This window comes from Pseudomonas sp. PSE1(2024) (assembly GCF_050990555.1).
GTDB classification, from domain to species: Bacteria; Pseudomonadota; Gammaproteobacteria; order Pseudomonadales; family Pseudomonadaceae; genus Aquipseudomonas; species Aquipseudomonas aphyarum.
Window position 1 is genome coordinate 4,204,014 of sequence record NZ_CP158967.1, and the last position, 26,984, is coordinate 4,230,997.

20 protein-coding genes are annotated in these 26,984 nt (G+C 61.4%); 16 read left to right on the forward strand and 4 right to left on the reverse strand.

Annotation, left to right across the window (positions count from 1 at the left end; translation table 11 throughout):
- Positions 1 to 184: 184 nt before the first annotated feature.
- Both ABTV87_RS19035 and ABTV87_RS19040 read left to right on the forward strand, forming a co-directional pair.
- Positions 185 to 1,006, forward strand: a complete 822-nt coding sequence (locus ABTV87_RS19035; RefSeq protein WP_085732241.1) for an aldo/keto reductase — start codon at positions 185 to 187, stop codon at positions 1,004 to 1,006.
- 29 nt (positions 1,007 to 1,035) lie between these two features.
- Positions 1,036 to 1,506 (forward strand): DUF1810 domain-containing protein, encoded by a 471-nt coding sequence (locus tag ABTV87_RS19040; protein ID WP_433898139.1) that lies wholly within the window; start codon positions 1,036 to 1,038, stop codon positions 1,504 to 1,506.
- Here the strand turns inward: ABTV87_RS19040 and ABTV87_RS19045 are convergent.
- Positions 1,471 to 3,831, reverse strand: a complete 2,361-nt coding sequence (locus ABTV87_RS19045) for a DNA polymerase II (protein WP_433898140.1) — start codon at positions 3,829 to 3,831, stop codon at positions 1,471 to 1,473. The genes ABTV87_RS19040 and ABTV87_RS19045 overlap by 36 nt on opposite strands.
- Positions 3,832 to 4,016: 185 nt before the next feature.
- On the opposite strand from ABTV87_RS19045, the gene ABTV87_RS19050 reads away from it, so the two are divergent.
- On the forward strand, positions 4,017 to 6,728 hold the full coding sequence (locus ABTV87_RS19050; RefSeq protein ID WP_433898141.1) for an RHS repeat-associated core domain-containing protein: 2,712 nt from the start codon (positions 4,017 to 4,019) through the stop codon (positions 6,726 to 6,728).
- 63 nt (positions 6,729 to 6,791) lie between these two features.
- Here ABTV87_RS19050 and ABTV87_RS19055 read toward each other — a convergent pair whose 3' ends face one another.
- The gene (locus ABTV87_RS19055; RefSeq protein ID WP_433898142.1) at positions 6,792 to 10,277 is read right to left on the reverse strand and encodes an NEL-type E3 ubiquitin ligase domain-containing protein; all 3,486 of its coding nucleotides are present in this window, start codon (positions 10,275 to 10,277) and stop codon (positions 6,792 to 6,794) included.
- Between the two features lie 222 nt (positions 10,278 to 10,499).
- Here ABTV87_RS19055 and ABTV87_RS19060 point away from each other — a divergent pair, with 222 nt between their 5' ends.
- Entirely contained in the window at positions 10,500 to 10,940 is a 441-nt protein-coding gene (locus ABTV87_RS19060) for a CBS domain-containing protein (protein ID WP_007959054.1), read from the forward strand.
- Here the strand turns inward: ABTV87_RS19060 and ABTV87_RS19065 are convergent, their stop codons facing one another.
- A complete protein-coding gene (locus ABTV87_RS19065) occupies positions 10,941 to 11,564 on the reverse strand; it encodes a glutathione S-transferase N-terminal domain-containing protein (RefSeq protein ID WP_433898143.1) in 624 nt (207 codons plus the stop codon).
- Between the two features lie 1,090 nt (positions 11,565 to 12,654).
- Between ABTV87_RS19065 and ABTV87_RS19070 the strand changes: the two genes are divergently transcribed.
- From ABTV87_RS19070 to ABTV87_RS19125, 12 genes are all read left to right on the forward strand, one after another.
- A complete protein-coding gene (locus ABTV87_RS19070) occupies positions 12,655 to 13,473 on the forward strand; it encodes a TonB family protein (RefSeq protein ID WP_433898144.1) in 819 nt (272 codons plus the stop codon).
- Positions 13,474 to 13,522: 49 nt separating this feature from the next.
- A complete protein-coding gene (locus tag ABTV87_RS19075) occupies positions 13,523 to 14,227 on the forward strand; it encodes a MotA/TolQ/ExbB proton channel family protein (RefSeq protein ID WP_085608298.1) in 705 nt (234 codons plus the stop codon).
- Positions 14,227 to 14,628: an ExbD/TolR family protein gene (locus ABTV87_RS19080; protein WP_007959059.1), complete on the forward strand. Its 402-nt coding sequence runs from the start codon at positions 14,227 to 14,229 to the stop codon at positions 14,626 to 14,628. Before ABTV87_RS19075 ends, ABTV87_RS19080 begins: the two co-directional genes overlap by 1 nt.
- 208 nt (positions 14,629 to 14,836) lie before the next feature.
- Entirely contained in the window at positions 14,837 to 17,542 is a 2,706-nt protein-coding gene (locus ABTV87_RS19085) for a TonB-dependent receptor (protein WP_433898145.1), read from the forward strand.
- A gap of 110 nt (positions 17,543 to 17,652) precedes the next feature.
- Positions 17,653 to 19,524, forward strand: coding sequence for an extracellular solute-binding protein (locus ABTV87_RS19090; protein WP_258712040.1), 1,872 nt, complete (start codon positions 17,653 to 17,655; stop codon positions 19,522 to 19,524).
- A gap of 1 nt (position 19,525) precedes the next feature.
- Positions 19,526 to 20,590 carry a microcin C ABC transporter permease YejB gene (locus ABTV87_RS19095; protein WP_433898146.1) on the forward strand — a complete coding sequence of 355 codons (1,065 nt, stop codon included), beginning with the start codon at positions 19,526 to 19,528 and terminating at the stop codon, positions 20,588 to 20,590.
- Positions 20,590 to 21,612 (forward strand): ABC transporter permease, encoded by a 1,023-nt coding sequence (locus ABTV87_RS19100; protein WP_433898147.1) that lies wholly within the window; start codon positions 20,590 to 20,592, stop codon positions 21,610 to 21,612. The genes ABTV87_RS19095 and ABTV87_RS19100 overlap by 1 nt, the downstream gene beginning before the upstream one ends.
- Before the next feature lie 14 nt (positions 21,613 to 21,626).
- A complete protein-coding gene (locus ABTV87_RS19105) occupies positions 21,627 to 23,327 on the forward strand; it encodes an ABC transporter ATP-binding protein (protein WP_433898148.1) in 1,701 nt (566 codons plus the stop codon).
- Positions 23,328 to 23,431: 104 nt separating this feature from the next.
- The gene (locus ABTV87_RS19110; RefSeq protein WP_236195380.1) at positions 23,432 to 23,953 is read left to right on the forward strand and encodes a DUF3455 domain-containing protein; all 522 of its coding nucleotides are present in this window, start codon (positions 23,432 to 23,434) and stop codon (positions 23,951 to 23,953) included.
- Between the two features lie 42 nt (positions 23,954 to 23,995).
- Positions 23,996 to 24,529, forward strand: coding sequence for a sigma-70 family RNA polymerase sigma factor (locus tag ABTV87_RS19115; RefSeq protein WP_221535520.1), 534 nt, complete (start codon positions 23,996 to 23,998; stop codon positions 24,527 to 24,529).
- Positions 24,526 to 25,221, forward strand: a complete 696-nt coding sequence (locus ABTV87_RS19120; RefSeq protein ID WP_433898149.1) for an anti-sigma factor — start codon at positions 24,526 to 24,528, stop codon at positions 25,219 to 25,221. The genes ABTV87_RS19115 and ABTV87_RS19120 overlap by 4 nt, the downstream gene beginning before the upstream one ends.
- A gap of 113 nt (positions 25,222 to 25,334) precedes the next feature.
- Positions 25,335 to 25,736 (forward strand): phage infection protein, encoded by a 402-nt coding sequence (locus ABTV87_RS19125; protein ID WP_074689113.1) that lies wholly within the window; start codon positions 25,335 to 25,337, stop codon positions 25,734 to 25,736.
- Positions 25,737 to 25,814: 78 nt separating this feature from the next.
- On the opposite strand, the gene ABTV87_RS19130 is transcribed toward ABTV87_RS19125, so the two are convergent.
- On the reverse strand, positions 25,815 to 26,903 hold the full coding sequence (locus tag ABTV87_RS19130; protein ID WP_433898150.1) for a DUF1615 domain-containing protein: 1,089 nt from the start codon (positions 26,901 to 26,903) through the stop codon (positions 25,815 to 25,817).
- Between the last annotated feature and the right edge of the window lie 81 nt (positions 26,904 to 26,984).

A 26,984-nucleotide genomic window follows, 5' to 3' on the forward strand; every position in this document is an offset into this window, starting at 1 on the left:
TTAACCGGGTCTTGTTACGGACAACTGCGCAACTTCTTGCGCACTTCCGAAATTCCAGTTCAAGACATCGGAACAACAGAGCCTCGCCATATACGCTTTAACTGGTGGATACGCCTCATTGGGAACCCATGGGCTATCCTGCTGCCCACTTAAAGATATCGACCGTTTCAGAAAGGAGGTTTGAATGCGTACCCTCGAATTGGCTGGCGTGCAGGTTCCGGTGATTGGTCAGGGCACCTGGCGCATGGGCGAAGACCGCTCGGCGCACAAGCGTGAAGTGGCCGCCCTGCGCAGCGGCATCGAGCTGGGCATGACCCTGATCGACACCGCCGAAATGTACGCCGAGGGCGGTGCCGAAAGCGTGGTCGGCGAAGCCATCGCCGGCCTGCGCGATCAAGTGTTCCTGGTGAGCAAGGTCTACCCGCACAACGCCAGCCGCAAAGGCATTCCCCAGGCCTGCGAGCGCAGCCTGCGCCGGCTCGACACCGATTACATCGACCTCTATCTGCTGCATTGGCGCGGCCAGTATCCGCTGGAAGAAACCGTCGAGGCTTTCGAGCGTCTGCGCGAGGACGGCAAGATCGGTCGCTGGGGCGTGTCGAATTTCGACGTCGACGATCTTGAGGAACTGTCGAGTTCGGCCTGCGCGACCAATCAGGTGCTGTACAACCTGGAGGAACGCGGCATCGAATTCGATCTTCTGCCGTGGTGCCAGCAACAGCGCATGCCGCTGATGGCGTACTGCCCCATCGGCCAGGGCGGCGCCATGCTTGCCGAGCCGGTGCTGAAACAGATTGCCGCTCGTCACGGCGTGACCCCGGCACAGGTTTCGCTGGCGTGGATTCTGCGTCAGGATGGGGTGATTGCGATTCCCAAGGCCGTGCGCCCGGAACACGTGCAGCTCAATGCACAAGCGGCGCAGCTGCAACTCGATGCCGGGGATCTGGCGGCGCTGGACCAGGCGTTTCACGCGCCACAACGCAAGCAGCGGCTGGCCATGGTCTGAGCCACCGCCGACTGACAGAGGGCTTCGCCATGAGAAGCACTGATCAGGACGATCCATTCAACCTGCAACGCTTCGTGCTCGCCCAGGATCCGGTGTTCGAACGGGTCCAGCGCGAGCTCGACGAGGGCCGCAAGCGCAGCCACTGGATGTGGTTTGTGTTCCCGCAGTTCGCCGGGCTCGGCGGCAGCGAGATGTCGCGGCGGTTCGCAATTGGCTCGGCCGGCGAGGCCAGGGCCTATCTGGCCCATGAGCTGCTCGGCGCCCGGCTGCGCACGTGTGCGCAGCTTGTACTGAATGTGCAGCAGCGTTCGATTGCCGAGATTTTCGGCCACCCGGACGACCTGAAATTCCACTCCTCAATGACCCTGTTCGCCCAGTTCGCCGACGACGACAGCCTCTGGCATCAGGCGCTGGAGCGTTACTTCCACGGAATTCAGGACGAATGGACCCTGCAACTGCTGGACTCAAAACAGGCCCAGTTGCCCCCCGATCAGGGTTGAGAAATCGTCGTCGACAAACGGCAGGATCGCATCCGCCACCGGTTGCAGCTGGCGGGTGATGTAGTGGTCGTAGTCGATGGCCGCGCGGCGCACTTCCAGCGGTTCGGGCCCGGCCAGGGTGATGACGTAGCTGATCCAGCCGCCGTTCTGGTACTGGCGCGGGCGACCGTGTTGCGCGTTGTAATCGTCTGCCAGCCGTGCGGCGCGCACGTGGGGCGGCACGTTGCGTTCGTAGTCGTCGAGGGTGCGGCGCAGGCGCTTGCGGTAGACCAGTCGCTCGTCGAACTCGCCGGCCAACGTCTTGCGCACGTACTCACGCACGTAATCCTGATACGGCTTGCGCTGGAAGATCCGCTCGTACAGTTCCTGCTGGAATTGCCGGGCCAGCAGCGACCAGTCGGTGCGCACGGTTTCCAGGCCTTTGTAGACCATTTCTTCGCTGCCGTCGGCACGAGTCACCAGGCCGGCATAGCGCTTTTTGCTGCCCTCTTCCGCGCCACGGATGGTCGGCATCAGGAAGCGTTTGTAGTGGGTTTCGAACTGCAATTCGAGGGCGCTTTCCAGCCCGTATTGCTCACGCACATGCTCGCGCCACCAGTCGTTGACGTGTGCAACCAGCGCCCGGCCGATGGTCGCCGCTTCTTCCTGACCGTGGGGGCGACGCAGCCAGACGAAAGTCGAGTCGGTGTCGCCATAGATCACCGCGTGGCCCTGGGCTTCGATCAACTGCCGGGTGCGCAACATGATTTCGTGGCCGCGCAGGGTGATCGATGACGCCAGTCGCGTATCGAAAAACCGGCAACCGCTGGAACCGAGCACGCCGTAGAAAGCGTTCATGATGATCTTCAGCGCCTGGGACAACGGCGCGTTGTGTTCGCGCTTGGCGGTCTCGCGACCCTCGGCGACCCGGGCGACGATGGACGGCAGGCAATGCCGGGTGCGAGAGAAACGAGCGCCGCGAAAACCCGGCACCGAGTCGCTGTCGTCAGGATGCTGCAAGCCTTCGATCAGCCCAACCGGGTCGATCAGAAAGGTGCGGATGATCGACGGATAAAGGCTCTTGTAGTCGAGCACCAGCACCGATTCGTAAAGCCCCGGTTGCGAGTCCATGACAAACCCGCCGGGGCTGGCCTGCGGTGGATTGGTGCCGAGGTTAGGCGCCACAAAACCCTGGCGGTGCATCAACGGCATGTACAAATGGGTGAATGCCGCCACCGAGCCGCCGCTGCGATCCGCCGGCAGACCGGTGACGCTGGCGCGCTCCAGCAAAAACTTCAGCAGCTCGGTCTTGGCGAAGATCCGCGTGACCAGTTCGCAGTCCTTGAGGTTGTACTTGGCCAGCGCCGGTTTGTCCTCGGCGAACATGCGGTTGATCTCGTCCATGCGCTGGTACGGGTTGTCGATGGACTTGCCCTCGCCGAGCAACGTCTGGGCGACGTTCTCCAGACTGAACGAGGGAAAGCTCCAGGTCGCCGAACGCAGGGATTCGATGCCATCGATGATCAGCCTTCCTGCCGCTGCCGCGAAGTAATGATTGCGGCTGCCGTGCTCGCGCCACTGCATTTCCTCCCCCCCGCGCCCGAGCTTGAGCGGCACGCCGAGGCGCCGGGCGTGTTCGTGGAGAATCCGCAGGTCGAACTGCACGAGGTTCCAGCCGATGATCGCGTCGGGGTCGTAGCGGGCGAACCAGTCGTTGAGTTTCTTGAGGATCAGGGTCCGCGATTCGCAGTACTCGAGGTCGAAGTCGACGACGCTGTGATCGCCGTTCGGCGCACCGAGCATGTACACCTGCCGTTCGCCGCAGCCTTCGAGCGCGATGGAATACAACTCGCCCTGCTCGGTGGTTTCGATGTCCAGCGAAACCAGTCGCAGTTGCGGGCGATAGTCGGGTGCAGGCTTGAGGTGCGCGTCGAGCAGCACACCGTCGGCATCGGGCGTGCCGCTGAACCACACCGGCGCGGTGATGAAACGCTCCATCAAATAGCGCTCGGGCGGTCGCACATCGGCTTCGAAAACATCGACACTGTGACGGTTGAGCGCGGTTTCGAGGCGCATCAACTGGCCGTGCTGCTGGCAATACAGACCAAGCACCGGGCGATGCTCGAAATCCTGCAAGGCCAGGGGGCGCAGTTCGACGTTCTTTTCGTCCGCCAGCACCCGCTCGGCCTGCTCGCGCTGCGCCGCCGGGATGAACGCCACCGACGGCTGATGCGGCAGGCGCACACGGCGCGGCCCGGCGTCGGTTGCCAGCCAGAACTCGACTTCGGTGCCGGCCGGGGTGTCGCGCCAATGCCGGGTCAGGACGAAGCCCTGCTGTAAATCCACCACTGCAGCCTCAACAATTGAACCAGAGTGGCGAGTTTACGCGTCTCGGGGCGATATTGCTGACGAGCGCCAAAGCCTGGGCACTGTCAAAGTTGACAGGTTACCCGTCACATCAATGTTGATAGCATTCGCATAGGAACTGCCTCGAACACTCATTGGTGCGATGCATCGCAGGATTGGGCAAATTGAATGCCTCCGTACATCACCGTACGCCTTCACTCATCGTTATGGACGGGCGAGGCCTGACGGTTCGCGAGGTGTCCTGTTTGCGCACGACGGCGGGGGCACCGACAGAGTCACTGATTACCCGAAATCACTACGACTCCGCTGGCCGCCTGGTGGAGTGCTGGGATCCCCGCCTCTTTGGCAGCGCACCCAAACCCAATCTGGTGACCGTGCATGGGTTGATAGGGCAAGTGCTCAAGACCGAGAGTGTCGACTCCGGTGATCGTGTGATCCTGTCCGGCTTGGCCGATCAAGTGCTCACCCGCTGGGATGGACGCGGCAACGTATGGAACAACGTCTACGACAGCCGCTTGCGCCTGCTTGCCGTCGGAGTGAATGACCAACCCGATATCGAAACACTGACCTACGGCCAGGCGGACGCTGATCCCGGGCAAAACATCCGCGGACAGCTCATTCACAAAGTCGACCCTTCAGGATCAACGGACTTCGGACCATTCAGTCTGTCGGGGTTGCCGTTTGCAGAAACCCAAACGCTCGATGGCGCTACCTACACCACCCGATGGCACTACGGCGCCGACGGCAAGCCACTCAGCCAGACCGATGCCGGTGGTCACTTGCAAAAATCTCGATACGACGTCGCCGGACAACTGATACAGGTGACGTTGCAACTTGCTGGCAGCCACTCCGTCCAGGACATTCTCAAAGGCTGTCGTTACAACGCAGAAGGGTTGCCCGAGGAACAGACACTGGGCAATGGGGTGATTCGAACCTGGAATTACGACGATGCCAATGGCTGGCTGACCAGCATCAAGGCTGGGGTGCCCGGCCAGCCCCTGCGCCAGTATCTGGAGTATGGCTATGACAATACCGGCAACGTGGTCAGCCTTCAGGATCACACCTTTCAACCGAAGTTTTTTGCTAACCAGCGTATCAGCGGGATCCGTCACTTTACCTATGACTCGTTGTACCGACTGATCAGCGCTACCGGTCATGACGCCTTGCCTGCGACCGGCACCCCGGGCCGCCCGGTGCCGAGCGATCCCGCCCATCATCTCAATTACCGCCAGACCTACAGTTACGACACAGGCGGCAATATGACCCGGATGGTACATACCCGCGCGGTGGGTGGGTATACCCGACAGATGTTCATTCAGCCTTCAAGCAATCGGGGCGTGCAATGGCAGGCAGGAGATCCCGACCCGGACTTTCCCGCGCTGTTTGATCGTCATGGCAATCTTCAGCAGTTGCATCCGGGTCAACCCCTTGAATGGAACCTCCACGACCAACTGAGCAGCGTCACGCTGATTGAGCGCAGTAGCGAACCGGATGACAAGGAAACTTATCGCTACAGCGGTGGCAGGAGGGTTTCCAAACGGCATGAGACTCACACCCCGTCCACCTCTCACTTTCAACAGGTTTACTACCTGCACGGCCTGGAAATCCGCACGCGGGAAACCGGCGAGGTCTTGCATGTCATTACCTTGCCGAATGCGATTGGCAATGTGCGCTGCCTGCACTGGATCGCCGGACGCCCCGCTGAAGTCGATAACGATCAAGTGCGTTACTGCCTCGACGACATTCAGCACTCCGGCATGATCGAGCTCGATCAGCAGGCCCGCCTGATCAGCCAGGAAGACTACTACCCTTTCGGCGGTACGGCCGCGTTGACGGCAGGCTCGGCACGGGAAGTGAGTTACAAGACCCTGCGTTACTCGGGCGAGGAGATGGACGAAACCGGGCTCTATGCCTATGGAAGGCGCTACTACGCCTGGTGGTGCCTGCGCTGGATCAGTGCTGACCCGGCTGGCGCGGTGGATGGATGGAATCTGTATGCGATGGTCAGGAACAATCCCGTCAGCGCTGTAGACGTGCTTGGGTTGACTGGCGAAAGGCTCAACCAGCGAGTCAGTGGCCGAACGACCGCCATGATAACGGCGGGCAACACTGCAGCGGCAGGCACCCCTGCACAGATCAAGAAAAGACTGGCGGCAAACCCGGATTCTCGATTCTCGAAGAAATTTCGAAGCAACGTTGCCGTGGCACACGCCGGCGCACTGATCCCGGGGGAAGGCGCGGAAGAGGACGTAATCCTCACTGACTTCATCAATATCCCATTGACGGAAACCCTGACGAGTGCCGAACACGGGATCCATCTGTCCAGACCGGTCGATTACACCCTTGGAGACGACAATCTCGCTTCTCTGGGCGTCTATCAGATCACTGACTTCGGGCTTTTCAAAGACCATATGGAGAAGCAATACACCAATCGCCTGAAAGACAGAAATTTCGCAGTCAAAGTGTACGTAGGCGCATCAACCGAGCCCACCAGTCTCGCAGGGATGGAGTACGAAGTGCCCGCTATCCACTCTCAAATACTGGAGCGCATGGAGCTGCATATCAGAGCCAGCGATATGAAACTGCCCGCCAGTCGAGGCCTGCCGGGGGCTCATGCAGAAGTGCAGGCCGCCAGTGCCGCCCTCTACATCCAGAAAACACTGTTCCCATATGCCGACCTCGATCCCGAGTCGATCTCCCTGGTGACGCAACGACTGCAAAACGTCGAACACGCTCAGGCTTTTGAAGCCTGCTTCAGTTGCGCCGGGCATTTGGTGGCCACTTACGACAATGCAGTCAAACCCTTCAACGTTTTGACAGGCTCCACCGGCCTGACACACGAGATCTGGAAAAACCAGCTGGATGCACTGCAATAAGCGGCGTGCAGGTAGACGAAAGCCGGTCAGGGTGAGCCTGAGCGGCGATTATCTCGCGACGGCCTATGCCGCTTTGTTCAACGCATCCAGCGTCAGCGTTTTCAATAACCCCTTACGCTCCTCGGCCAATGCCAGCAACTCTCGCTCGTACACTGGCTGCGTCAGCGCCCCCGTCACATGTCGCGCGAACAACGCCTCCTGCCTTGTATTGAATTCCAGAGCATTCTGCCCAAACACTTGCGGATGCCGTCTTTTCAGATATTTGCGCCAGAAGCGTTGCTCGATGATCTGGTTGACCAGCCCTTCACCCGCCTCAAGTCCCAGGATGGAGTCATAAGCCTTATCAATCCGGGCATCCGTGACCTCGCCTATCTCCCGAAACAACATGCCCCGCGATTGCCACGGCAGTTCCAGCCGTTGCGCCAGGCCGGTCTGGAACGCCAGATAAATTTCCACCTCATCGATCGTGCCAGTCATGTCCCCGTCTTCATCCACTGCGATAAATGTTTCACCAGCCAGCAGACGGGACCTGACAGTGGCCCGTGCAATCTCATTGACCTGATCCAGTCGGGATTTGCCTTTGGCCAGCGTTATCAGTGCAGCTTCAATCTGCTCGGGAGTGCCCGCCATATGAGCTTCGCGGATCAATACCTTGATGCCCATTTCATTGAATATCTGCGCACCGGCATCCGCGCACGATTCTGGATGGATGGCCATGCCAAACAGCTCCTCGCGCAACGGCGCGTCTTGCGTAGCCGCATCAATCATTCGCCAAACCCGCTGCGTAAGCTCCGCACGGTTCGCAGCTTCGATGTAATCAGCCGATTCGACCAACTGCTCCAGAACTTCGAAAAAACCCTGGGAGTCCGCTTGCGCCTCAAGCTGATTCCACCTGGTCTGCCTGCTCTGCAGTTCCGAGCCGTTCACGCCCTCCAGCCAGTGCACACTGGTATTCTCACCCTTGGGCGGGTAGCTGCGCGCAGGGTCATAACCGACTGAACGCATGCAGGCCTGAAACTGCTCACGAACCGGGTCAGGCAATCGATCACGGCTCAAACGTGTACGGGCAACCAGTCTGGCCTGTTCGGAGCCAGGTACCACCTGAGGTATTCGAGCAATCGGATTGTCCAGCAGATCCAGTTCGAAGCCCCGCGGCCTTGCCAGGGCAAACAATCCTTGGGGCCAATCCACCAGACCGTTGCCATGCAGATCCAGCGTCACAAGCTCAGACAGGCGACTGATGTCCGGTGGCCGCGACAACGCTGGGTTATTCCCAAGACTCAACGTTTGCAGATGAGTCAGAGCCGCCAGTTCCGCGACACTTTCAGCGCTCAGGCTCAATTGGTTGGCGGACATATCCAACGACTCCAGCCCCCTCAAGCTCCCCTTCAGACTCGGCAGTGCAACAAGGTTGTTGTCGCTTAAGTCCAGTGATTTCAGATCGGGGAAATAATCCAGAAATCCATCGATATCGGTACGCAACTCCGCACTGCGAAACCGCAAGGCGCTGACATGCGGGAACTCGACGTCCAGCGTCGGCAGATATTCCAGGAAGTCACTGGTCCAGTGAAAGTCCAGATCCAGGGTGTAACCGTTCGCCGAAGGTGTATGCGCGGCTTGCCAGCAACGCTTGATCGCCTCGGCAAAGCGTCCCTTGTGGTAACGCTGATCCATGGGCAACAAATCACCCTTCTCGATGGCCACCCACCCGTCCAGGGTATCGCTCATTGCCTGATAGTTTTGCTCTAGCTCGCCAATCCGTTGCAGTGCCTGAGCTGGTGTGCCTGACTTGCGGACAAAATCAACGAAGGTCTGTTCGGTCGACTGTGGATAGAGCGCCTTGAAGCGCGCCTCCAGGCCTGGCATGTCTCCCGTGCCGAGTGGTGTCTCATCGACGCGTTCGTGATCTTGCGCAACGGTCGTTTCCGGCTCCGAGGTACGCAAACGCGATCGACCATCGCTCGACTCCACGACTTCCATTCGCTCGATCAATGGCGATGACTTGAGCGGTTTCAAGGCAGTCAGCACCTCACCTGCCGCTACCAGAGCGCCCAACTGAATAAGGTCTTCGACCACGCCGAGGACGTGCTCTGCCGCTTCAATGCGCTGCCCTTCAGACCACTCCACAATGCCTTCGAAGGTTTCATCCAGCAGCTGATAAGCGGTGTAGGCCAGCATCAGCTCGCCCAAAAGAGGCGCAAAGGGTGCGGCAACGAAGAGGCCAACCTCAAGCACAGTTAGAGCGACCTTCTGAAAACTGTCCCAACGCGCCCAGCGCGACTTCGCGTCTTCATCGCCAGTCGGAACGGCCCGAGTCCTGGCGTCGGCGAACAACTGATTCAAGTGACGTGTAAAGACGTGGTCCCAGACTTCACCGGCAATTCTTGCACCGGCCAGTCTCAAATCCGGATTGGCCACCGGCTCGGGGCGCCACGTCGGCTGTTGCGTACCAGGATCGGACGCATGCCATTTCAGTTCTACAAGCCGCTCATTGAGCTGAAAGAAGAAATTCCCACGGTGCCGATGGGGAACGAAACGACTGAAAAACTGCTGGTAATCCGGATCCCGCAACTGGTCGGTCAGCACCGCCGCGAAACGGGCAGCCGAGGGATATTGCCTGACCGGATGCCGGGGATCATGAGGGACGTAGGCAATGACAGGCTCGACCGAGCGGCTGCCCTCAAGGTCTGCCGCGATCAGAAGGATTGAACTCAGATCGATCCCCATCATCGTGACCGTATGGCAATGCAGGTTTTTTACGCCGAGCGTTAATAATCGGTCTCCTTGTGTCAGCCGCAAAAGCAGCGCATGGGTCTGCGAATCAATGTCTCCTTTCAGGAGCGCGAGTTCGCTGGCTACCACCAGAGCGTCTTTTTCACAGGTCTGAAACGCCAGTTGCAGCCGTGCCTTGGCCACCGGTTGGGTGAAGTCGAAAAAACCGTTCAGACAGGTCTGGTATTGGCGACCGATATCCAGTTCACGACAGAGTGAGGCAAAGGCCTCGACTGACAGCCGAGACTTGACGGGGACGATCTCGAACTGCCCCGTCGCCGAAGGTCGGGTGATGAACTGGCTGGCTGCGTCGAAATAACCGCCTCGTGTTTCCTCGACTTCGAAGTTGTTCAGCGCCGCTTCGAGCAAGGACACTGTCCGCATTTCAAACCCACCGGCCAACCCCGTTGAACGATAGGTTCTGAGATAAGTCGTTCTGATATCGACTGTGATGCCGAATCGGGTCTTGAGCGCTTCGATCAATAACGACTCGGCGAACGCTTCGATTTCCTTGAGACGGCCAAAGATCCTGTCGGACTGGTTGCGTGATTGCCAACTGGCCTCAAGTGCCTTTTTGAGGGCCATGCGTTGCGCTGCCGACGCCTGGTGATACCAGGGCAGATCACGCCCGGCTGCTGTCCGCATGGCGAGACGATGAGCGTCTCTGGACTTCAACAACCAGGAAGGAATTGAACCTGCGATGGATCGGGCTGCTGCGTTGTCGGGCGATTGTTGGCTGCTGATCCGTACGTTTTGCATGTTAAAGCTGTCATCCATGACATTAAGGGCCCTGGAGTCTACAAAAAACGCAGCGCTGTTCGTTTCGGGCTCTGTTTCGAAACATGTGGCGGCTTGTGGTCGCACCTGCAATCGGCAAAGGGTTTGAGTCATTTACCGGGAAATGACGTTTTTTGCGTGTTATCTGCCGTTTTGCGGCCTTGCTCTGTGCGCCTGCGTCTACGATGCTTGGAGAACAACGACAACACCTGAGTAACCGCCATGAAAACCGTCGCCCAGCTGCTCAAGCTCAAAGATCAGAAAAATCAGGAAGTGCACCAGATCAAACCCGATCACATGGTGCTCGAAGCGCTGATGAAAATGGCCGAGAAGAACGTCGGCGCCTTGCTCGTGGTGGAAGACGACAAAGTGGTGGGCATCATCAGCGAGCGCGATTACGCGCGCAAACTGGTGCTGCACGGGCGCTCTTCGGTGGGCACGCCGGTACGCGACATCATGGTGGCGAACGTGATTACGGTGGACACCCACCAGACCGTCGACACTTGCCTTGGCATCATGTCCGACAAACGTCTGCGTCACTTGCCCGTAGTGGAGGACGGCAAGCTGATCGGCCTGTTGTCGATCGGCGACCTGGTCAAGGAAGCGATTGCCGAACAGGCCGAGCTGATCAAACAGCTGGAGCAGTACATTCGCGGGGAGTAATCAGCCGGGCCAATGCCGCGCAAAGACCGGCGCCAGCACCGGGTGTCGGTCGATGCGTTGCAGCCACGCATGGAAACCGGGTCGGGCCTGGCGCAGGTGTTCGCGGGCACCGGCCCAGCGCGTGACCACCGCCGCCAGCACATCCAGTGCGCCCGGTGTTTCATCGTCCAGGTACAGCTCGGCCGAGAACTGGTCGGCAAACACCTCCCAGGTCCAGTGCAGTCGTTCCCGCGCACCCGCCATCAGATTCTGTCGCGAGGCCTCGTCCGGCATCACCAGCCAGCGTTCCGGGTAATCAATGATCCCGATGGCCGCATAGCAATTGCTGACGATGTACACCAGGCCCCGAATCGCCTGATCGCGGTCAGCGCCATTGGCCGGCAGCAGGCCGGATTGCGCAAAGCTTTGCCCCAGATGAATCAGGATCGCCGCACTTTCGGTGATGACACTGCCGTCCGGCAGTTGCAGGGTCGGGATCTGTTTGAGCGGATTGAGCCGCGCCAGCTCCTGCGCCGCTTCCGCGCTGGCCTCGATATCGATGAAGCGGTAAGCCACCTGGCACAGCTCGAGCGCCGCCTCGATGGCCGCCGCCCCTGAATTGCGATGTCCGTAGAGCTGATACATAACCCCTCCTCCACTGCGAAAGGCGTCCTGCCTGGCCCTATTTATAGCTGTTGTATCGAATTTGGCACGGATTGCGCATTCATCGGCAGCTTGCGAATCCCTGATCTCGCAAAACAGCGCTGGCGGTGCCCATCCCGCACCAAGAGCAATCAGCGAACGCTATCCGCGTTCTTGTAAGGTGCGATACCGAACCAAAAGTTCGCGTATCCGAGCTGGCAACAAGGAGTTCACCGCGTGAATCTTCATCTGCTGCGCCACCCTCTTTTCTCCATGCCCGTTTACCTGCGCCACGTTCGCCCGCCGAACAGTCCGTGCATTCCTTTTATTACCTGAACACCTGCACTATTTATTTTTTAAATAGCACGCAAGCAGTCATTGCGTGCGCGCTGCATTAATGAATGCCAGAACAGATTGTTCGACAATAACTTTCAGACAGCACACCCGTACAAGTTTTGCTGTTCGGAGTTAATGCTCGAAGTGCACCAAAACCGCACTTCCGTCATTACACCGACCCAGCGGAACGACAGACCTTACTTGAACAAGAACGAGGAACATTCGCCTGTGACCCGCTAAAACACTGACCCGCACCAAATCAGTCCGCCACGCACCATCACGCGCCCTGGCCGACACGAGAACAGCCGCTCTATCTCGCTGAACAGCGCGATACCGCGCCAGAGCTGTCTCGCCCTGAAAAAAGCCCTGCAATCAGGGCCATCGTGAGGTTATGCGCCCAGGAAAACCGGCCTGTTTAATGAAACTTATATAAATGCGACATACGTATCACCCATGAAATAACCGATACACATTTGGTCACTCTTTGGCACAGCGGTTGCTATTGCATCCACCATGAGGGCACGAATGATGTTCGCCACTCAATTGCACACTCACTTATAAAAGAACAGCCACGGACCGGATCAATGAACCATCGAAGTCGACATTACTGAAGCAATAAGCTGCACAAGCCCTGTTCAATAGATAGTTCAACTATCGGCTTCTGCACACCTGTATGAAAGTTGCGACCACTCACTCGAACAACGCTGTGTTGTTCGAACGGCACCTTATTGCCCTTCATCCACCCGAGGGAGCTTTAATGAACGATGCGGTAAAGCACAGAACGCCGCCGGGGCCAGTACCGAACGCAGCGCTTGCGTCGGTGGCGGGTCGGCCCGTCTACAAGGCCAACACTTCTCAGCCCGGCGGCCTGAACAAACAGCAGATGCTGTTGCTGGTGGCGGTGTCGGCGTTGATACACGGCGGCGCCTGGTGGTTTTTCCAACAGGCGCGGGCCGAACCGCTGCCCACGCCACCGGAAATTCCGGAAATGACCGTCGAGCTCACCAGCCCGACACCGCCGGCCCCGCCGACACCGGAGCCGCCGCCCCCACCACCGCCACCGCCCGAACCGGAACAACCGGTGGAAGACGAGGACGCGGTCAAGCCACCGCCCAAACCGGTGGAGAAACCCAAGCCAATCGAAAAACCGAAACCGGTCGAGAAACCCAAACCGGTGAAAAAGGCCGAGCCGCCGAAAGCGCCGCCCGCCCCTGCGCAACCGGCAGCGCCTGCCGCCCCGACCACCCCGAGTGCGCCGCCGGCACCTGCTGCGGCACCGGGGCCGGTGAAAGAGTCGGCGGCGATTTCCGGCCTCGCCAGCCTCGGCAACCCGCCGCCGGAATACCCGTCGCTGGCCCTGCGGCGCAACTGGGAAGGCAGCGTGGTGCTGCGGATTCAGGTGCTGGCCAACGGTCGCGCAGGCTCGGTGACGGTGACCAAATCCAGCGGCAAGCCGCAACTGGATGAAGCGGCGGTTGCAGCGGTGAAGGCCTGGAAGTTCATCCCGGCCAAACGCGGCGACACACCGATCGACGGCTTCGCCACCCAGACCATCGATTTCAAATTGCCGCAATGACGGCGCGACAACCGAACTCACAACCGATTAACGCAAGCGAGGTGTAGCCATGAACGATTCTTTGTCTTCGATGATTGTCCCCGGCGTGCTCTGGGGGCTGGTGCTGTTTTCCGTGGTCAGTTGGGCGATCCTGCTGGTCAAGTCGGCGCAATACCTGCGCCAGAAAACCCAGAATAAACAGTTCAGCAAAGCCTTCTGGGGCGCACCGGACCTGCTGACCGCCGCCGAACACGCCAGCCAGTATCCGGGCTCGCTGGCGCGGATCGCCAGCAGCGGTTTCGAAGCCTTGCTGGTGGAAGAATCCCCGCGCACCACCCAGCAACTGGCGCACACCATCAACCGTTCCGACCGACTGGAGCGCAACCTGCGCCAGCAGATCCAGAAGGAACGCCGCTCGCTGGAAAACGGCCAGGCGATCCTCGCCAGTATCGGCAGCACCGCGCCGTTCATTGGCCTGTTCGGCACGGTGTGGGGAATCATGGAAGCCTTGCAAAGCATCGGCGCCAGCGGTTCGGCCAGCCTGGAAACCGTGGCCGGGCCCATCGGCCACGCGCTGATCGCTACCGGTGTGGGGATTGCCGTCGCGGTACCGGCGGTGCTGATTTACAACTTCTTCCTGCGGCGCCTGAAGCTGGCCTCGGCGGACATGGATGACTTCGCCCACGACTTCGACGCCCTCGCCTCACGCAGCGCGTTTTCCATCAGCCGCCAGGCCATCGCCAAATCCACGGCCGCCGTGCGGGAGGCCAGCTGATGTCCTTTTCCACTCAAGACAGCGATGAAGTGCTCAGCGAAATGAACGTCACGCCGCTGGTGGACGTGATGCTCGTGCTGCTGGTGGTGTTCATCGTCACCGCGCCGCTGATGACCAACGCGATCAAGGTCAACCTGCCAAAAACCGACGCCGTCGCCCCCGCCGAAAAGAAGGATCCGGTGGTGGTCAGCGTCGATCAGGACGGCAAGTTCTTCCTGGCCAAGACCGAGCTGGCGCCGGAATCACTGGAGGCCAGCCTCAAGGAGGTCAAGGCCAAGGACGCCGAAGTGCGCGTGCAGCTGCAGGCCGACTCCGCCGTGAATTACGGCCAGGTCGCCAAAGCCATGGCGTCCATCGAGCGCTCGGGCATCACCAAGATATCGGTGATGACCACCCGCTGACGGCGGTGCCGGGCGCGCAGTGAGGGACGCGCCCGACACCGTTCGTTGAATCCCGTCGCAATCGGCCGACCGAAAAAACGCAGCGCGTCTTCGGAGGGGATCGGCTTGCTTGAAGAAAGTGGTTTTCGCGGCGCGGCACCACCGTGCTCCGTGCAAAGAGGGCTCACAAGGCCATTTCGATAAACGTCTAACAAAGTCGGAAACAACCATGCTGATGAACACTCCACGCTTCACGCTCAAACCCTTGGTGGCGACGATTTCCCGCCACCGTTTCGTTCCGTTGTACCTGGTGGCCATGGGGATGGGCGCCGGGGTTCAGGCTGCCGAGGACGACAACAGCGTCCCGGCCGCCGCGGCGGTGGTCGCGCCGACCACGCAACTGCAACGGGTCGAAGTGACCGGTTCGGCGATCCGTCGGGTCGACGCGGAAACGGCGGTGCCGATCACCGTGCTCAAGGCTGAAGAGCTGCGCAAACAGGGCGTGACCACCACCGCCGAACTGGTGCAGCGCATCACCGGCAGCCAGTCGATCAACAACAGCGCGGGCTCGGTCGGCGCAGCCACCGGCGGCGCCTCGTTCGCCGACATGCGCGGCATCGGCGCGAACAAGACGCTGGTGCTGCTCAACGGTCGCCGACTGGCCAACAACGCCCTGTCGGGCACCAACTCGGCCGGCGGCGCGGTGGATCTGAACATGATCCCGTTTGCCGCGATCGAGCGCGTGGAAGTGCTGCGCGACGGCGCCTCGGCCCTGTACGGCACCGACGCCATCGGTGGGGTGATCAACTTCATCACCAAGAAATCCATGACCGACGGCCAGCTCACCCTCGGCGGCGAAACCCCGACCCACAGCGGCGGCGGTGCGACCAAGGACATGAGCGCCAGTTGGGGCTACGGCGACCTGGAACAGGACCGCTTCAACGTGCTCGGCGTGTTCAACTACAACAAGCAGCAGAACCTCGACGCCAACGACCGCTCCTTCGCCCGCGACTACGTGCCCGGGCGGGGCTTGGACCAGACCTCCGGCACCGCGTTCCCCGGCAACTACAGCCAGAACGGCAACGCCACCAACCCGCTGGCCAACAGCAATTGCAACGGCCCCAACCTGGTGGCCCGCGACGGCCTCTGCCGTTTCAGCACCCGCGAGTACATCGACCTGGTGCCGCAGACCGAGAAGACTTCGTTCTTCGGCAAGACCACCGGCAAACTGGCGGACGACCACAACGTCAACCTCGAATACTTCTGGTCGCGCAACAACAACGCCACCGCCGTCGGCCCGGCGCCATTGACCGGTCTGAGCCTGGATTCGTCCTCGCCGTACTACCCCGGCAACGGCATCACCCCGGCGCCCACCGGTTTCGCCCTCGACCCGACGCAACCGGTGGACGTGAACTGGCGCGAAACTGCCGCCGGCCCGCGCGAATCGAAAGACCAGAACACCAGCCAGCGCTTTTTGCTGAGCTTCGACGGTCTGGTCGGCGGCTGGGACTACAACGTCGGCGCCTCGTACAACCAGAACAAGATCGTCTCCAGCGTCACCAGCGGCTACGTCAGCGATCAGGCGATGATCGACGGTCTGGCCAGCGGCCTGCTCAACCCGTTCGGCCCGCAGACCAGCGCCGGTCAGCAATACATCGACCAGGCCGCGTACCACGGCGCCTATTCCACGGCGGTCGGTCGGGTCGCCGGTTTCGACGGGCGGATCAGCCGCGAAATCGGTGACTGGTTCGGTGCCGGCCCGTCGGGTCTGGCGCTGGGCGGCGAGTACCGGAAAGAGAAATTCCACCAGGACTTCGAAGCCTTCGCCGGCGACATCCAGAGCCTGGGCATTGACCCGGCCGGCAGCGTCGAGGGCGACCGCAGCGTGAAAGCCGCCTACGCGGAAATCAACGTGCCGGTGCTCGACAGCCTGGAATTGTCCGCCGCCGTGCGTCACGACAAATACAGCGACTTCGGCAGCACCACCAACCCGAAATATTCGTTCCGTTATCAGCCGCTCAAGGAACTGGTGGTGCGCGGCGCCTACAGCGAAGGCTTCCGCGCGCCGTCGCTGTATGAGTTGTATTCGCCGCGCAGCATCACCTACACCCAGGGCTACTACAACGACCCGGTACTGTGTACCGGCGGCGTGGTGCAACCGGGCGGCAACGGCGGGCGCGATTGCGGTCAGCAGTTCCTCAACCAGATCGGCGGCAACGAAGACCTGGCCCCGGAGAAGGCGCGCAACGTGACGCTGGGCTTCGTCTATCAACCGGTCAGTAATCTGTCCGTGGGACTGGATTTCTGGTGGATTCACATCTCCAACCAGATCCAGCCGTTCCCGGAATCCACCGTGTTCGATCAGGCCGGCAGTTACCCTGACCGCTTCGTGCGCAACGCCGATGGCACGCTCAATTACATCGTCACCGGCAACGCCAACCTCGGCATCGTCGAAACCAACGGCGTCGATGTGTCGCTGGACTATCGCTTCCCGAACACGCCGTACGGTCAATTCGGTCTGGGCCTGCAAGGCACCTATGTCGACGAGTACGACTTCCAGAGCACCATCAAGGGCCCGTTCACCGACAAGGTCGGCGACTTCAAGGGTGACGGGGTGATTGCCCGCTGGAAACACAACCTGACCGGTTCCTGGACCTTCGGCGCCGCCCGCGCGGCGCTGACCAACCGCTTCACCACCGGCTACAACGACTACGACCGCGAGACCAACGCGCGGGTCGCATCGTATTCGGTGTGGGACCTGTCGGCCGGCTACACCTTCGACAAGGTGCTGGACGTCGATGCCGGGGTGAAGAACCTGTTCGACCGCGATCCGCCGTTCTCCAACCAGGCCTACAACTTCCAGAGCGGTTATGACCCGCGCTACACCGATCCGCTGGGCCGCACGCTGTTTGCGCGCATGACGTACCACTTCTGAGTCCCGGTCGGGGCCGCGCAAGACTCCGGCCGGCCCCTTCCCCTTGCGAATTCGCATCCCGCAGCGGCCTGCCGCCGCTTCGGGTTTTTCCGGCTCAGAGGAACGACTTCATGACATTCATGCGCAACATGGCCGGCCTGCTGCTCGGCAGCGCGCTGCTGTGCAACGCGGCAGCTGCACTGGCCGGCGGCAGCTACGCGATGACGGTGTACGGCGAGGCGCCGAAATACCCCGCCGGTTTCCAGCACTTCGATTTCGTCAATCCCGACGCCCCCAAGGGTGGCTCGCTCAGCCGCGCTTCGATGGAGATCGGTCAGTACAACTACATCACTCCGTACGCCGATCAGGGCATTTCCGTGGTGCAGGTCAACGACTGGGTGTATTCGCCGCTGGCGTTCCGCTCGCTGGACGAGCCCTACACCGTCTACGGTCTGGTGGCGCAATCCATGGAGCGCGATCCCGGCGGCCTGTGGGTGCGTTTCAATCTGAATCCCGAGGCGCGTTTCGCCGACGGCACACCGATCACCGCCGAAGACGTGCGCTACACCTTCGAGCTGTTGATGACCAAGGGCAGCCTGAGTTATCGCCAGCAATACGCCGATGTGCAGGACGTGCTGATCGAAGGTCCGCGGCAGATTCGCTTCACCTTCAAGAACAACCTCAACCGCACCCTGGCGCTGGATCTGGCGTCGCTGCGACCGGTGCCCGAGCACTGGTGGAAGACCCGCGACTTCGCCAACGGCGGCGGTTTCGAACCACCGCTGGGCAGCGGCCCGTACCGGGTGAGCAAGGTCGACGCCGGACGCAGCATCGGTTTCCAGCGCGATCCGGATTGGTGGGGCAAAGACCTGCCGGTCAGTCGCGGGCTGTACAACTTCGACAGCCTGACCGTGAATTTCTACGGCGACACCGACGTCGCCCGACAACTGCTGCAGGCCGGCGCGTTCGACTACAACCGCGAGTTTTCCTCGTCCGGCTACGTGGTCGGCTACGACAGCCCGGCCCTGCGCGACGGTCGCCTGCAACAGGCGATTCTCGCCCCGGACAAACCGACCAGCGCCCAGGGTTTTGTGTTCAACCTGCAGAACCCGTTGTTCAAGGATCGCCGCGTGCGCCAGGCGCTGAGCCTGCTGTGGGATTTCGAGTGGACCAACAAGCAGATGATGCGCGGCTTCTACGTGCGCCAGAACAGCTACTGGCCGAAGAGTGAAATGGCCGCCACCGCGCTGCCCGACGCCGGCGAACTGGCGATCCTCGAACCGCTGCGCGGACAGATTCCGGACGAGGTTTTCAGCCGGGTCTATCAGGCGCCGAAAACCGATGGCAGCGGCTACATCCGCGACAAGCAGTTGCAGGCCTTGAAGCTGTTGGCCGAAGCCGGATGGACGCCGAAAAACAACCGACTGGTGAACGCCGCCGGCGAGCCATTCGAATTCACCTTCCTCGACGGTCAGGGTGGCTTCGACCGCATGCTGCTGCCGTACAAACGCACCCTGGCGCAGATCGGCATCACCCTGAATCTGCGACGCATCGATTCGGCGCAGTACATCAACCGGCTCAACGCCCGGGACTACGACATGATCGTCACCAGTTTTCCGCGCAGCGGCGATCCGATCGTCTCGCCGGGCCGCGAGTTGTACAGCCTGTATGCCTCACAGAGCGCCACGCAGGTCGGCAGTTCCAATTCGATGGTACTGGCGGACCCGGCGGTGGACCGGCTGATCGACGGCCTGGTCCAGGCCAATACCCGCGACGCCATGGTGCGTTACGCCCGCGCCCTCGACCGGGTGCTGCAATGGGGGGACTACATGATTCCCAACTACTACTCCAAAGGCACGCCGACGGTGTTTCAGAACCGTTTCGGCAGGCCGCCGGTGCAGCCGATCTACAGCGAAGGCCTCGATACGTGGTGGGAGGTCTCGGCCAAGCCGCTGACCAACCAGCAGATGAGTGCCCTGCACCAACTCGCGGGGGGCCAGTGACATGTGGCGTTATCTGAGTCGACGTCTGTTGCTGATCATCCCGACGCTGCTGTGCATTCTGGTGGTCAACTTCGTCATCGTGCAGGCCGCGCCCGGCGGCCCGGTGGAACAGGCCATCGCCCGCCTGCAAGGTTTCGGCGGGCACAGCATGGGCGGCGCCAGCGAGGTCACCGCGATCGGCGGTGCCGGGCGCAGCAGCCGTGGCCTGGACCCGGCGCTGATCGAAGAGATCAAGCACCACTACGGCTTCGACAAGCCGATGCACGAACGCCTGTGGCTGATGCTCAAGAACTACGCGCAACTGGATTTGGGCAGCAGTTTCTTTCGCGGTGCGAAGGTGACGGATCTGATCGTGCAGAAGCTGCCGGTGTCGCTGTCCCTTGGCCTGTGGGCGACGTTGATCACCTACCTGATTTCGATCCCGCTGGGCATTCGCAAGGCGATCCGCAACGGCAGCGCGTTCGATGTCTGGAGCAGCACGGCGATCATCGTCGGTTACGCGATGCCGGCGTTTCTATTCGCGATCCTGTTGATCGTGGTGTTCGCCGGGGGCAGCTACGTCAACTGGTTTCCGGTGCAAGGTCTTGTCTCCGACAACTTCGACAGCCTGAGCCCGTGGGGCAAGATCGGCGACTACCTCTGGCACCTGGTGTTGCCGGTGACGGCGCTGGTGATTGGCGGTTTTGCGACGCTGACGATCCTGACCAAAAACAGCTTCCTCAACGAGATCAGCCGCCAGTACGTGATCACCGCGCGCGCCAAGGGCCTGACCGAAAGACGCGTGCTCTACGGCCATGTGTTTCGCAACGCGATGCTGCTGGTGGTGGCCGGTGTGCCGTCGGCATTGATCGAGGTGTTTTTCGCCGGCTCGCTGCTGATCGAGACCATCTTCAACCTCGACGGCCTCGGGCGCATGAGCTACGAAGCGGCGGTGTCACGGGACTATCCGGTAGTGTTCGGCACGCTGTTTCTGTTCACCCTGTTCGGCCTGTTGATCAAGCTGATCGGCGACCTCTGCTACACCCTGCTCGACCCGCGCATCGACTTCTCGGCGAGGACTGCCTGATGTTCACACTTTCCCCTCTGGGCCAGCGGCGCATTGCGCAATTCAAGGCCAACCGGCGCGGGCGCTGGTCGCTGTGGCTGTTCATCGGGCTGTGCCTGATCTGCCTCGGCGGCGAACTGATCGCCAACGACAAGCCGCTGGTGATCCGCTACCACGACGCCTTTTACTTCCCGATCCTCAGCGATTATCAGGAAATCGATTTCGGCGGCGAACTGCCGTTCCAGCCGGATTACGCCAGCAGCTACGTGCACAAACTGATCGAGGATCAGGGCGGCTGGATGCTGTTCCCGCCGATCCCGTTCAGCTACGACACGGTCAATTACGACCTCACGGAACCGGCACCCAGTCCGCCGTCCTCCAGCAACTGGCTGGGCACCGACGATCAGGCGCGGGATGTGTTGGCGCGAGTGATTTTCGGCACGCGGATTTCGATTCTGTTCGCGCTGATCCTCACCGCTGTCAGTGCGCTGGTCGGCATCGTCGCCGGAGCGTTGCAGGGTTATTACGGCGGCTGGGTCGACTTGCTCGGGCAACGAGTGCTGGAGATCTGGTCAGGGCTGCCGGTGCTGTACCTGCTGATCATTTTGTCGGGGTTCGTCTCGCCGAGTTTCTGGTGGCTGCTGGGGATCATGGCGCTGTTTTCCTGGCTGGCACTGGTGGACGTGGTGCGCGCCGAGTTCCTGCGCGGGCGCAGCCTGGAATACGTCAAGGCCGCGCGGGCGCTGGGCCTGACGGACAGCGAGCTGATGCGCCGGCACATTCTGCCCAACGCCATGACCTCCACCCTCACCTACCTGCCGTTCATTCTGACCGGCGCCATCGCCACCCTCACCGCGCTGGATTTTCTTGGCTTCGGCATGCCCGCCGGCACCGCGTCGCTGGGTGAACTGATCGGCCAGGCCAAGCGCAATCTGCAAGCGCCGTGGCTAGGGCTGACGGCGTTTTTTGCCTTGGCGCTGATTCTGTCCCTGCTGGTGTTTATCGGCGAAGCCTGCCGTGACGCGTTCGATCCGCGATCCTGATCCCCGGAGCTGAAATGACCGACAACCTGATTGAAATCCGCGACCTGCGCGTCGCCTTCGCCGGGCACGAAGTGGTGCACGGTGTGAACCTCGACATCCGCCGTGGCGAGTGCCTGGCACTGGTCGGCGAATCCGGCTCGGGCAAGTCGGTGACGGCGCACTCGATCCTGCGTTTGCTGCCGGCCAAGACCGTCAGCAGCACGGGCAGCATCCGCTACAACGGCGTGGACTTGCTGCACGCTAGCGAACAACAACTGCGCGGCTTGCGCGGCAATCGCATCGCGATGATTTTCCAGGAGCCGATGACCTCGCTGAACCCGCTGCACACGGTGGAAAAACAGATCAGCGAAGTGCTGGAGATCCACAAGGGACTCAAGGGCCGTGCCGCGCGCCAGCGCACGCTGGAGCTGCTGGAACTGGTGGGCATTCGCCAGCCGTTGCAGCGCTTGAAGGCCTATCCGCACCAGCTCTCCGGTGGCCAGCGGCAACGGGTGATGATCGCCATGGCGCTGGCCAACGAGCCGGAATTGCTGATTGCCGATGAGCCGACCACAGCGCTGGACGTGACCGTGCAGCAGAAAATTCTCGAGCTGCTGATCGAGTTGCAGCAACGCCTGGGCATGTCGCTGCTGCTCATCAGTCATGACCTTAATCTGGTGCGGCGTATCGCCCAACGGGTGTGCGTGATGCGCCACGGGGAAATCGTCGAACAAGCCGACTGCGAAACGCTGTTCCGCACCCCGCAGCATCCTTACAGCCGCCTGCTGATCGAGGCGGAACCGTCCGGCGCACCGGTGCCGAGCCGCTACGATCACAACCTGCTGGAGGTGGATGATCTGAAAGTCTGGTTCCCGCTGCCCAAGGCGTTGTTCAGCCACACCCAGGAATACATCAAGGCCGTGGACGGCGTGAGTTTCCGGCTGCAACGGGGCAAGACCCTGGGCATTGTCGGCGAGTCCGGCTCGGGCAAGTCGACACTGGGCCAGGCGATTCTGCGGCTGGTGGAATCCGAGGGCGACATTCGTTTCGGCAACAAGCAATTGAGCCTGCTCAATCAGCGATTGATGCGTCCGTTGCGGCGGCAGATTCAGGTGGTGTTCCAGGACCCGTTCGGCAGCCTCAGCCCTCGGATGTCGGTGCAACAAATCATCGCCGAAGGCCTGCTGACCCACGGCATCGGCACGGCCGAAGAGCGTGAAGCAGCGGTGATCCGCGTGCTGGAGGAAGTCGGCCTCGACCCGCAGAGCCGGCATCGTTATCCCCACGAATTCTCCGGTGGCCAGCGCCAGCGCATTTCCATCGCCCGGGCCCTGGTGCTGGAACCCGCTCTGATTCTGCTCGACGAACCGACCTCGGCGCTGGATCGCACGGTGCAGAAACAGGTGGTGGAATTGCTGCGGCAGTTGCAGATCCGCCATGGCTTGACGTACCTGTTCATCAGCCATGACCTGGCGGTGGTGCATGCGCTGGCGCACGACTTGATGGTGATCAAGGACGGCAAAGTGGTGGAACAGGGAGCGTCGCGCCAGATTTTTGCGGCGCCGCAGCATGCCTACACCCAGGCGTTGCTGAAAGCCTCCGGCCTGAAGCCTGACAAAGAACCCTGCGGGAGCGAGCTTGCTCGCGAAGGCGTCGGATCAGTCAGCATTTATGTGGCTGACACACCGTATTCGCGAGCAAGCTCGCTCCCACAGGGGGTAATCGATGGGGTTTGAAGTTTATTTTCCGGCCACTGCATCCAAACCGCTCCGTCACGGGTAGTCCCTGTAACAGCCCTCTTTCGGCTGTCAGCGGTTTACCCTTTTTCGGAGAAACACTGATGAACATCACCCAACTGATCGGCCTCACCGGTTTGCTCGCCGTCGCCTCGACAAGCTTCGCCCAAAGCAGTTATCCCGACGCGATCAAAGTGCCGGACGGCCACAAGATCGCGATGGAAACCACCGGGGTCGGCGAGATCACCTACGAATGCCGGGACAAGGCCAATGTCGCCGGCCAGACCGAGTGGGTGTTCGTCGGCCCGAAAGCGGTGCTCAACGATCGCAGCGGCAAGCAGGTCGGCACCTACTTCGGCCCGCCTGCCACCTGGCAGGCAAAGGACGGTTCGAAAGTCACCGGCACGCAACTGGCCGTTGCGCCATCGAGCCCGGGCAACCTGCCCTATCAACTGGTCAAGGCCAACCCCGCCGAGGGCAAAGGCGCCATGAGCGGCGTGAGCTATATCCAGCGCGTCGCGCTCAAGGGTGGCGTGGCGCCGGGCAGCGAATGCACGGCGGCGAACAAGGGCAAACAGGAAGTGGTGAAGTACCAGGCCGACTACATTTTCTGGGCGGCGAACTGAGCCTGACTGGACGTTTGGCCGATGCTTGCTAGATTGCAGGACATGCCATTACCCGAAACCGCGTTCGATTACGAAGCCCGCCTCGCCGCCTGTGCCCGCGGCGAGCGCGGGGCCCTGCGCGAATTGTATGTGCAGGAAAGCCCGCGGCTGCTCGGTGTGGCCCGGCGTCTGGTGCGTGATACGGCGCTGGCCGAAGACATCGTTCACGACGCATTCATCAAGATCTGGGCCGGCGCGGCGGGTTTCGATCCGGCGCGCGGTTCGGCCCGGGGCTGGATGTTCAGCGTGACCCGGCATCTGGCGCTGAATGTGCTGCGCAATCACGACCGGGAAACGCCGTTGAACGACAGCAACGAATCTTTGGGGATTGATGACGACTTCGATGCGCTGGCGCAATCGACCCGCATCCATCGCTGCCTGCATCAACTGGAACCGCAACGCCGCCGCTGCATCCTTCACGCCTACGTCGACGGTTACAGCCACGCGCAGATCGCCCAACGCCTCGACGCGCCGCTGGGCACCGTCAAAGCCTGGATCAAGCGCAGCCTCAATGCGTTGCGGGAGTGCATGGGATGACCACCGAATCGGCGCAGGAACGCGATGAACTGGCCAGCGAATACGTGCTCGGCACGCTCTCGGCCGAAGCGCGCGCCGAAGTGCAACGGCGCTTGCCCAACGAGCCCGAGCTGCAGACGGCCGTGGATGCCTGGGAGCGGCGGCTGCTGGAGCTGACCGACCTCGCCCCGGCGCATCAGCCCTCGTCGCAGCTGTGGCAACGCATTGAACGCAGTGTCGGGCAACTCAGCCATAAGGTGGCGCCCGAGATTTCATGGTGGAATCGCCTGTCGCTGTGGCGCGGTTTGAGCGCTGCCGGGCTGGCCGCGACTTTGTTGCTGGGTTCGATCCTGCTAACTCAAACCACACCGAAACCGAGCTTTCTGGTGGTGCTGGTCGCCCCGCAGGACAAGGCGCCGGGCTGGGTGATCCAGGCCAGCAATCCACGGGAGATTCAGTTGATTCCGCTGGGCGTGGTCGAGGTGCCGGCGGACAAGGCGCTGGAGTTCTGGACCAAGGCCGACGGCTGGCAGGGGCCGGTGTCGCTGGGGCTGGTCAAACCGGGCCAAGCGCTGTCGATCCCGCTGGACAAGCTGCCGCCGCTGCAACCGAACCAGTTGTTCGAACTGACGCTGGAAGGCGCCAACGGTTCGCCGATCGGCAAACCCACCGGGCCGATCCAGGCGATTGGCCGCGCAGTGAAGGTGTTGTGACAAACCATCATCGGCGTCGATGTTCACCATCACGTCAATGAAGTTCTCTTAAAAAATCCCGGGCGTAACATCGGCTCCATACCAAACAAACAACACCCCCGGAGCACACCATCATGAAACGCCAAGTCATCCTCAGCATTGCCCTCTCGGTTCTGGCCTTCAACGCATTTGCCGCCAAACCTGCCCACACCATGATCGCCGAAGGCGGTTCGGATCGTCTGATCGAACGCCGCGTTGCCGAAGGTGGCTCGGATCGTCTGATTGAACGTCGCGTTGCCGAAGGTGGCTCGGATCGTCTGATTGAACGTCGCGTCGCTGAAGGCGGTTCGGATCGTCTGATCGAACGCCGCGTTGCCGAAGGTGGTTCGGATCGTCTGATCGAACGCCGCGTTGCTGAAGGTGGCTCGGATCGTCTGATCGAACGTCGCGTCGCTGAAGGTGGTTCGGATCGCCTGATTGAACGCCGCGTTGCCGAAGGTGGTTCGGATCGTCTGATCGAACGCCGCGTTGCCTGAATGAATGGCTTGATCGCAACAACCCAGAAAAAACCCGGCTCCCGTCAGCCGGGTTTTTTTATTCCCTTTTGATCGTCCTCAGCCCTTGGCCATGCAGCGCCGATAGCGCTCGTCGACCCGTTTGGCAAACCACGCCGTGGTCAGTTTGCGGGTGATCTTCGGGCTCTGCAGCACGATCCCCGGCAACACCGCACGGGGCAGTGACTTGCCTTCCGCACGCTCCGCCAGTTCGAAGACCCGTTGATACAGTTTGGTCTCCTCGAAGGCCAGGCTATCGCCCTTCTCCAGTTGATCGCGGATCACCGGATTGCGCATGCCCAGTGATTTGCCGAGGGCGCGCACCGCCAGTTCAGTGCTGCCCGGCATGATCGCGCCCGGGCGGATCAGGTCGCCATCCAGCGCCAGCGGAATGCCTGACGCCCGGCTGACCGCGTTCTGAAACGCCGCATTGCGACTGGCGTACCAGCCGGCGTTGAAATCGGCGAATCGGTACAGCGGCTCGCGGTAACTCACCGGGTAACCCAGCAAATGGGCGATGCCGAAATACATCCCGCCGCGACGGCTGAACACCTCGCGGCGAATCGTTCCGTCCACCGGGTACGGATAGTCCTTGGCATGCTGCTCGGCGAATTCGATGCTGACCTGCATCGGTCCGCCGGTGTGCACCGGGTTGAAACCGCTGAACAGCGTGCGACCCATCGGCACCGAGCCGATGAAGTCGTCGAAAATCGCGCTCAATTCCTTTTCGCTGCGAGCGGCGCTGAGGCGTTCGCTGTAGGTCTTGCCGTTGGGCGAGCGCACCTGCAAGGCGCCGCTGACCAACAGGCTCGGGATATGCACCTTGGCGGCGCGGCGGTCGATTTCATCACGGGCGATCTTGCCCAGGCCGGGCACCGGCGGATCGACCTGGAAAGTGGATTCCTGCTCGGCGACGGCCAGCACCGAACACAGATTCTGCGTGGTCGGGCTGATGCCCTGGGCGGCGAACGCGGCGTAGATGTCGGTGGCCCAGCCCTGGCGGTCGACGGTTTTTGCCGGCAGCAGGCGCACGATCTGCGCCTTGACCTCGGCGGGCGGGCGCGGCGCCGGTTCTTCGCTGCGTTGACCGGCGCAACCGGCCAGTACCAGCAGCGCGGCGAGGCTGACGAATAATCGAGGGGTGTGCATAACGCTTCATCCAGTCCGTTGAGCCGGGTTAACCCTACGCTCAATCGCAGGGTGCAGGATAGGACTGCGGGCCGGCGGCAC

Bases quoted from the DNA above. Each gene is read 5' to 3' on its own strand.
- ABTV87_RS19090 (WP_258712040.1), top strand. From the start codon at position 17,653: ATGACATTCATGCGCAACATGGCCGGCCTGCTGCTCGGCAGCGCGCTG.
- ABTV87_RS19080 (WP_007959059.1), top strand. From the start codon at position 14,227: ATGTCCTTTTCCACTCAAGACAGCGATGAAGTGCTCAGCGAAATGAAC.
- ABTV87_RS19065 (WP_433898143.1), bottom strand. From the start codon at position 11,564: ATGTATCAGCTCTACGGACATCGCAATTCAGGGGCGGCGGCCATCGAG.
- ABTV87_RS19085 (WP_433898145.1), top strand. From the start codon at position 14,837: ATGCTGATGAACACTCCACGCTTCACGCTCAAACCCTTGGTGGCGACG.
- ABTV87_RS19040 (WP_433898139.1), top strand. From the start codon at position 1,036: ATGAGAAGCACTGATCAGGACGATCCATTCAACCTGCAACGCTTCGTG.
- ABTV87_RS19120 (WP_433898149.1), top strand. From the start codon at position 24,526: ATGACCACCGAATCGGCGCAGGAACGCGATGAACTGGCCAGCGAATAC.
- ABTV87_RS19115 (WP_221535520.1), top strand. From the start codon at position 23,996: ATGCCATTACCCGAAACCGCGTTCGATTACGAAGCCCGCCTCGCCGCC.
- ABTV87_RS19070 (WP_433898144.1), top strand. From the start codon at position 12,655: ATGAACGATGCGGTAAAGCACAGAACGCCGCCGGGGCCAGTACCGAAC.
- ABTV87_RS19130 (WP_433898150.1), bottom strand. From the start codon at position 26,903: ATGCACACCCCTCGATTATTCGTCAGCCTCGCCGCGCTGCTGGTACTG.
- ABTV87_RS19095 (WP_433898146.1), top strand. From the start codon at position 19,526: ATGTGGCGTTATCTGAGTCGACGTCTGTTGCTGATCATCCCGACGCTG.
- ABTV87_RS19035 (WP_085732241.1), top strand. From the start codon at position 185: ATGCGTACCCTCGAATTGGCTGGCGTGCAGGTTCCGGTGATTGGTCAG.
- ABTV87_RS19100 (WP_433898147.1), top strand. From the start codon at position 20,590: ATGTTCACACTTTCCCCTCTGGGCCAGCGGCGCATTGCGCAATTCAAG.
- ABTV87_RS19060 (WP_007959054.1), top strand. From the start codon at position 10,500: ATGAAAACCGTCGCCCAGCTGCTCAAGCTCAAAGATCAGAAAAATCAG.
- ABTV87_RS19055 (WP_433898142.1), bottom strand. From the start codon at position 10,277: ATGGATGACAGCTTTAACATGCAAAACGTACGGATCAGCAGCCAACAA.
- ABTV87_RS19075 (WP_085608298.1), top strand. From the start codon at position 13,523: ATGAACGATTCTTTGTCTTCGATGATTGTCCCCGGCGTGCTCTGGGGG.
- ABTV87_RS19110 (WP_236195380.1), top strand. From the start codon at position 23,432: ATGAACATCACCCAACTGATCGGCCTCACCGGTTTGCTCGCCGTCGCC.
- ABTV87_RS19125 (WP_074689113.1), top strand. From the start codon at position 25,335: ATGAAACGCCAAGTCATCCTCAGCATTGCCCTCTCGGTTCTGGCCTTC.
- ABTV87_RS19105 (WP_433898148.1), top strand. From the start codon at position 21,627: ATGACCGACAACCTGATTGAAATCCGCGACCTGCGCGTCGCCTTCGCC.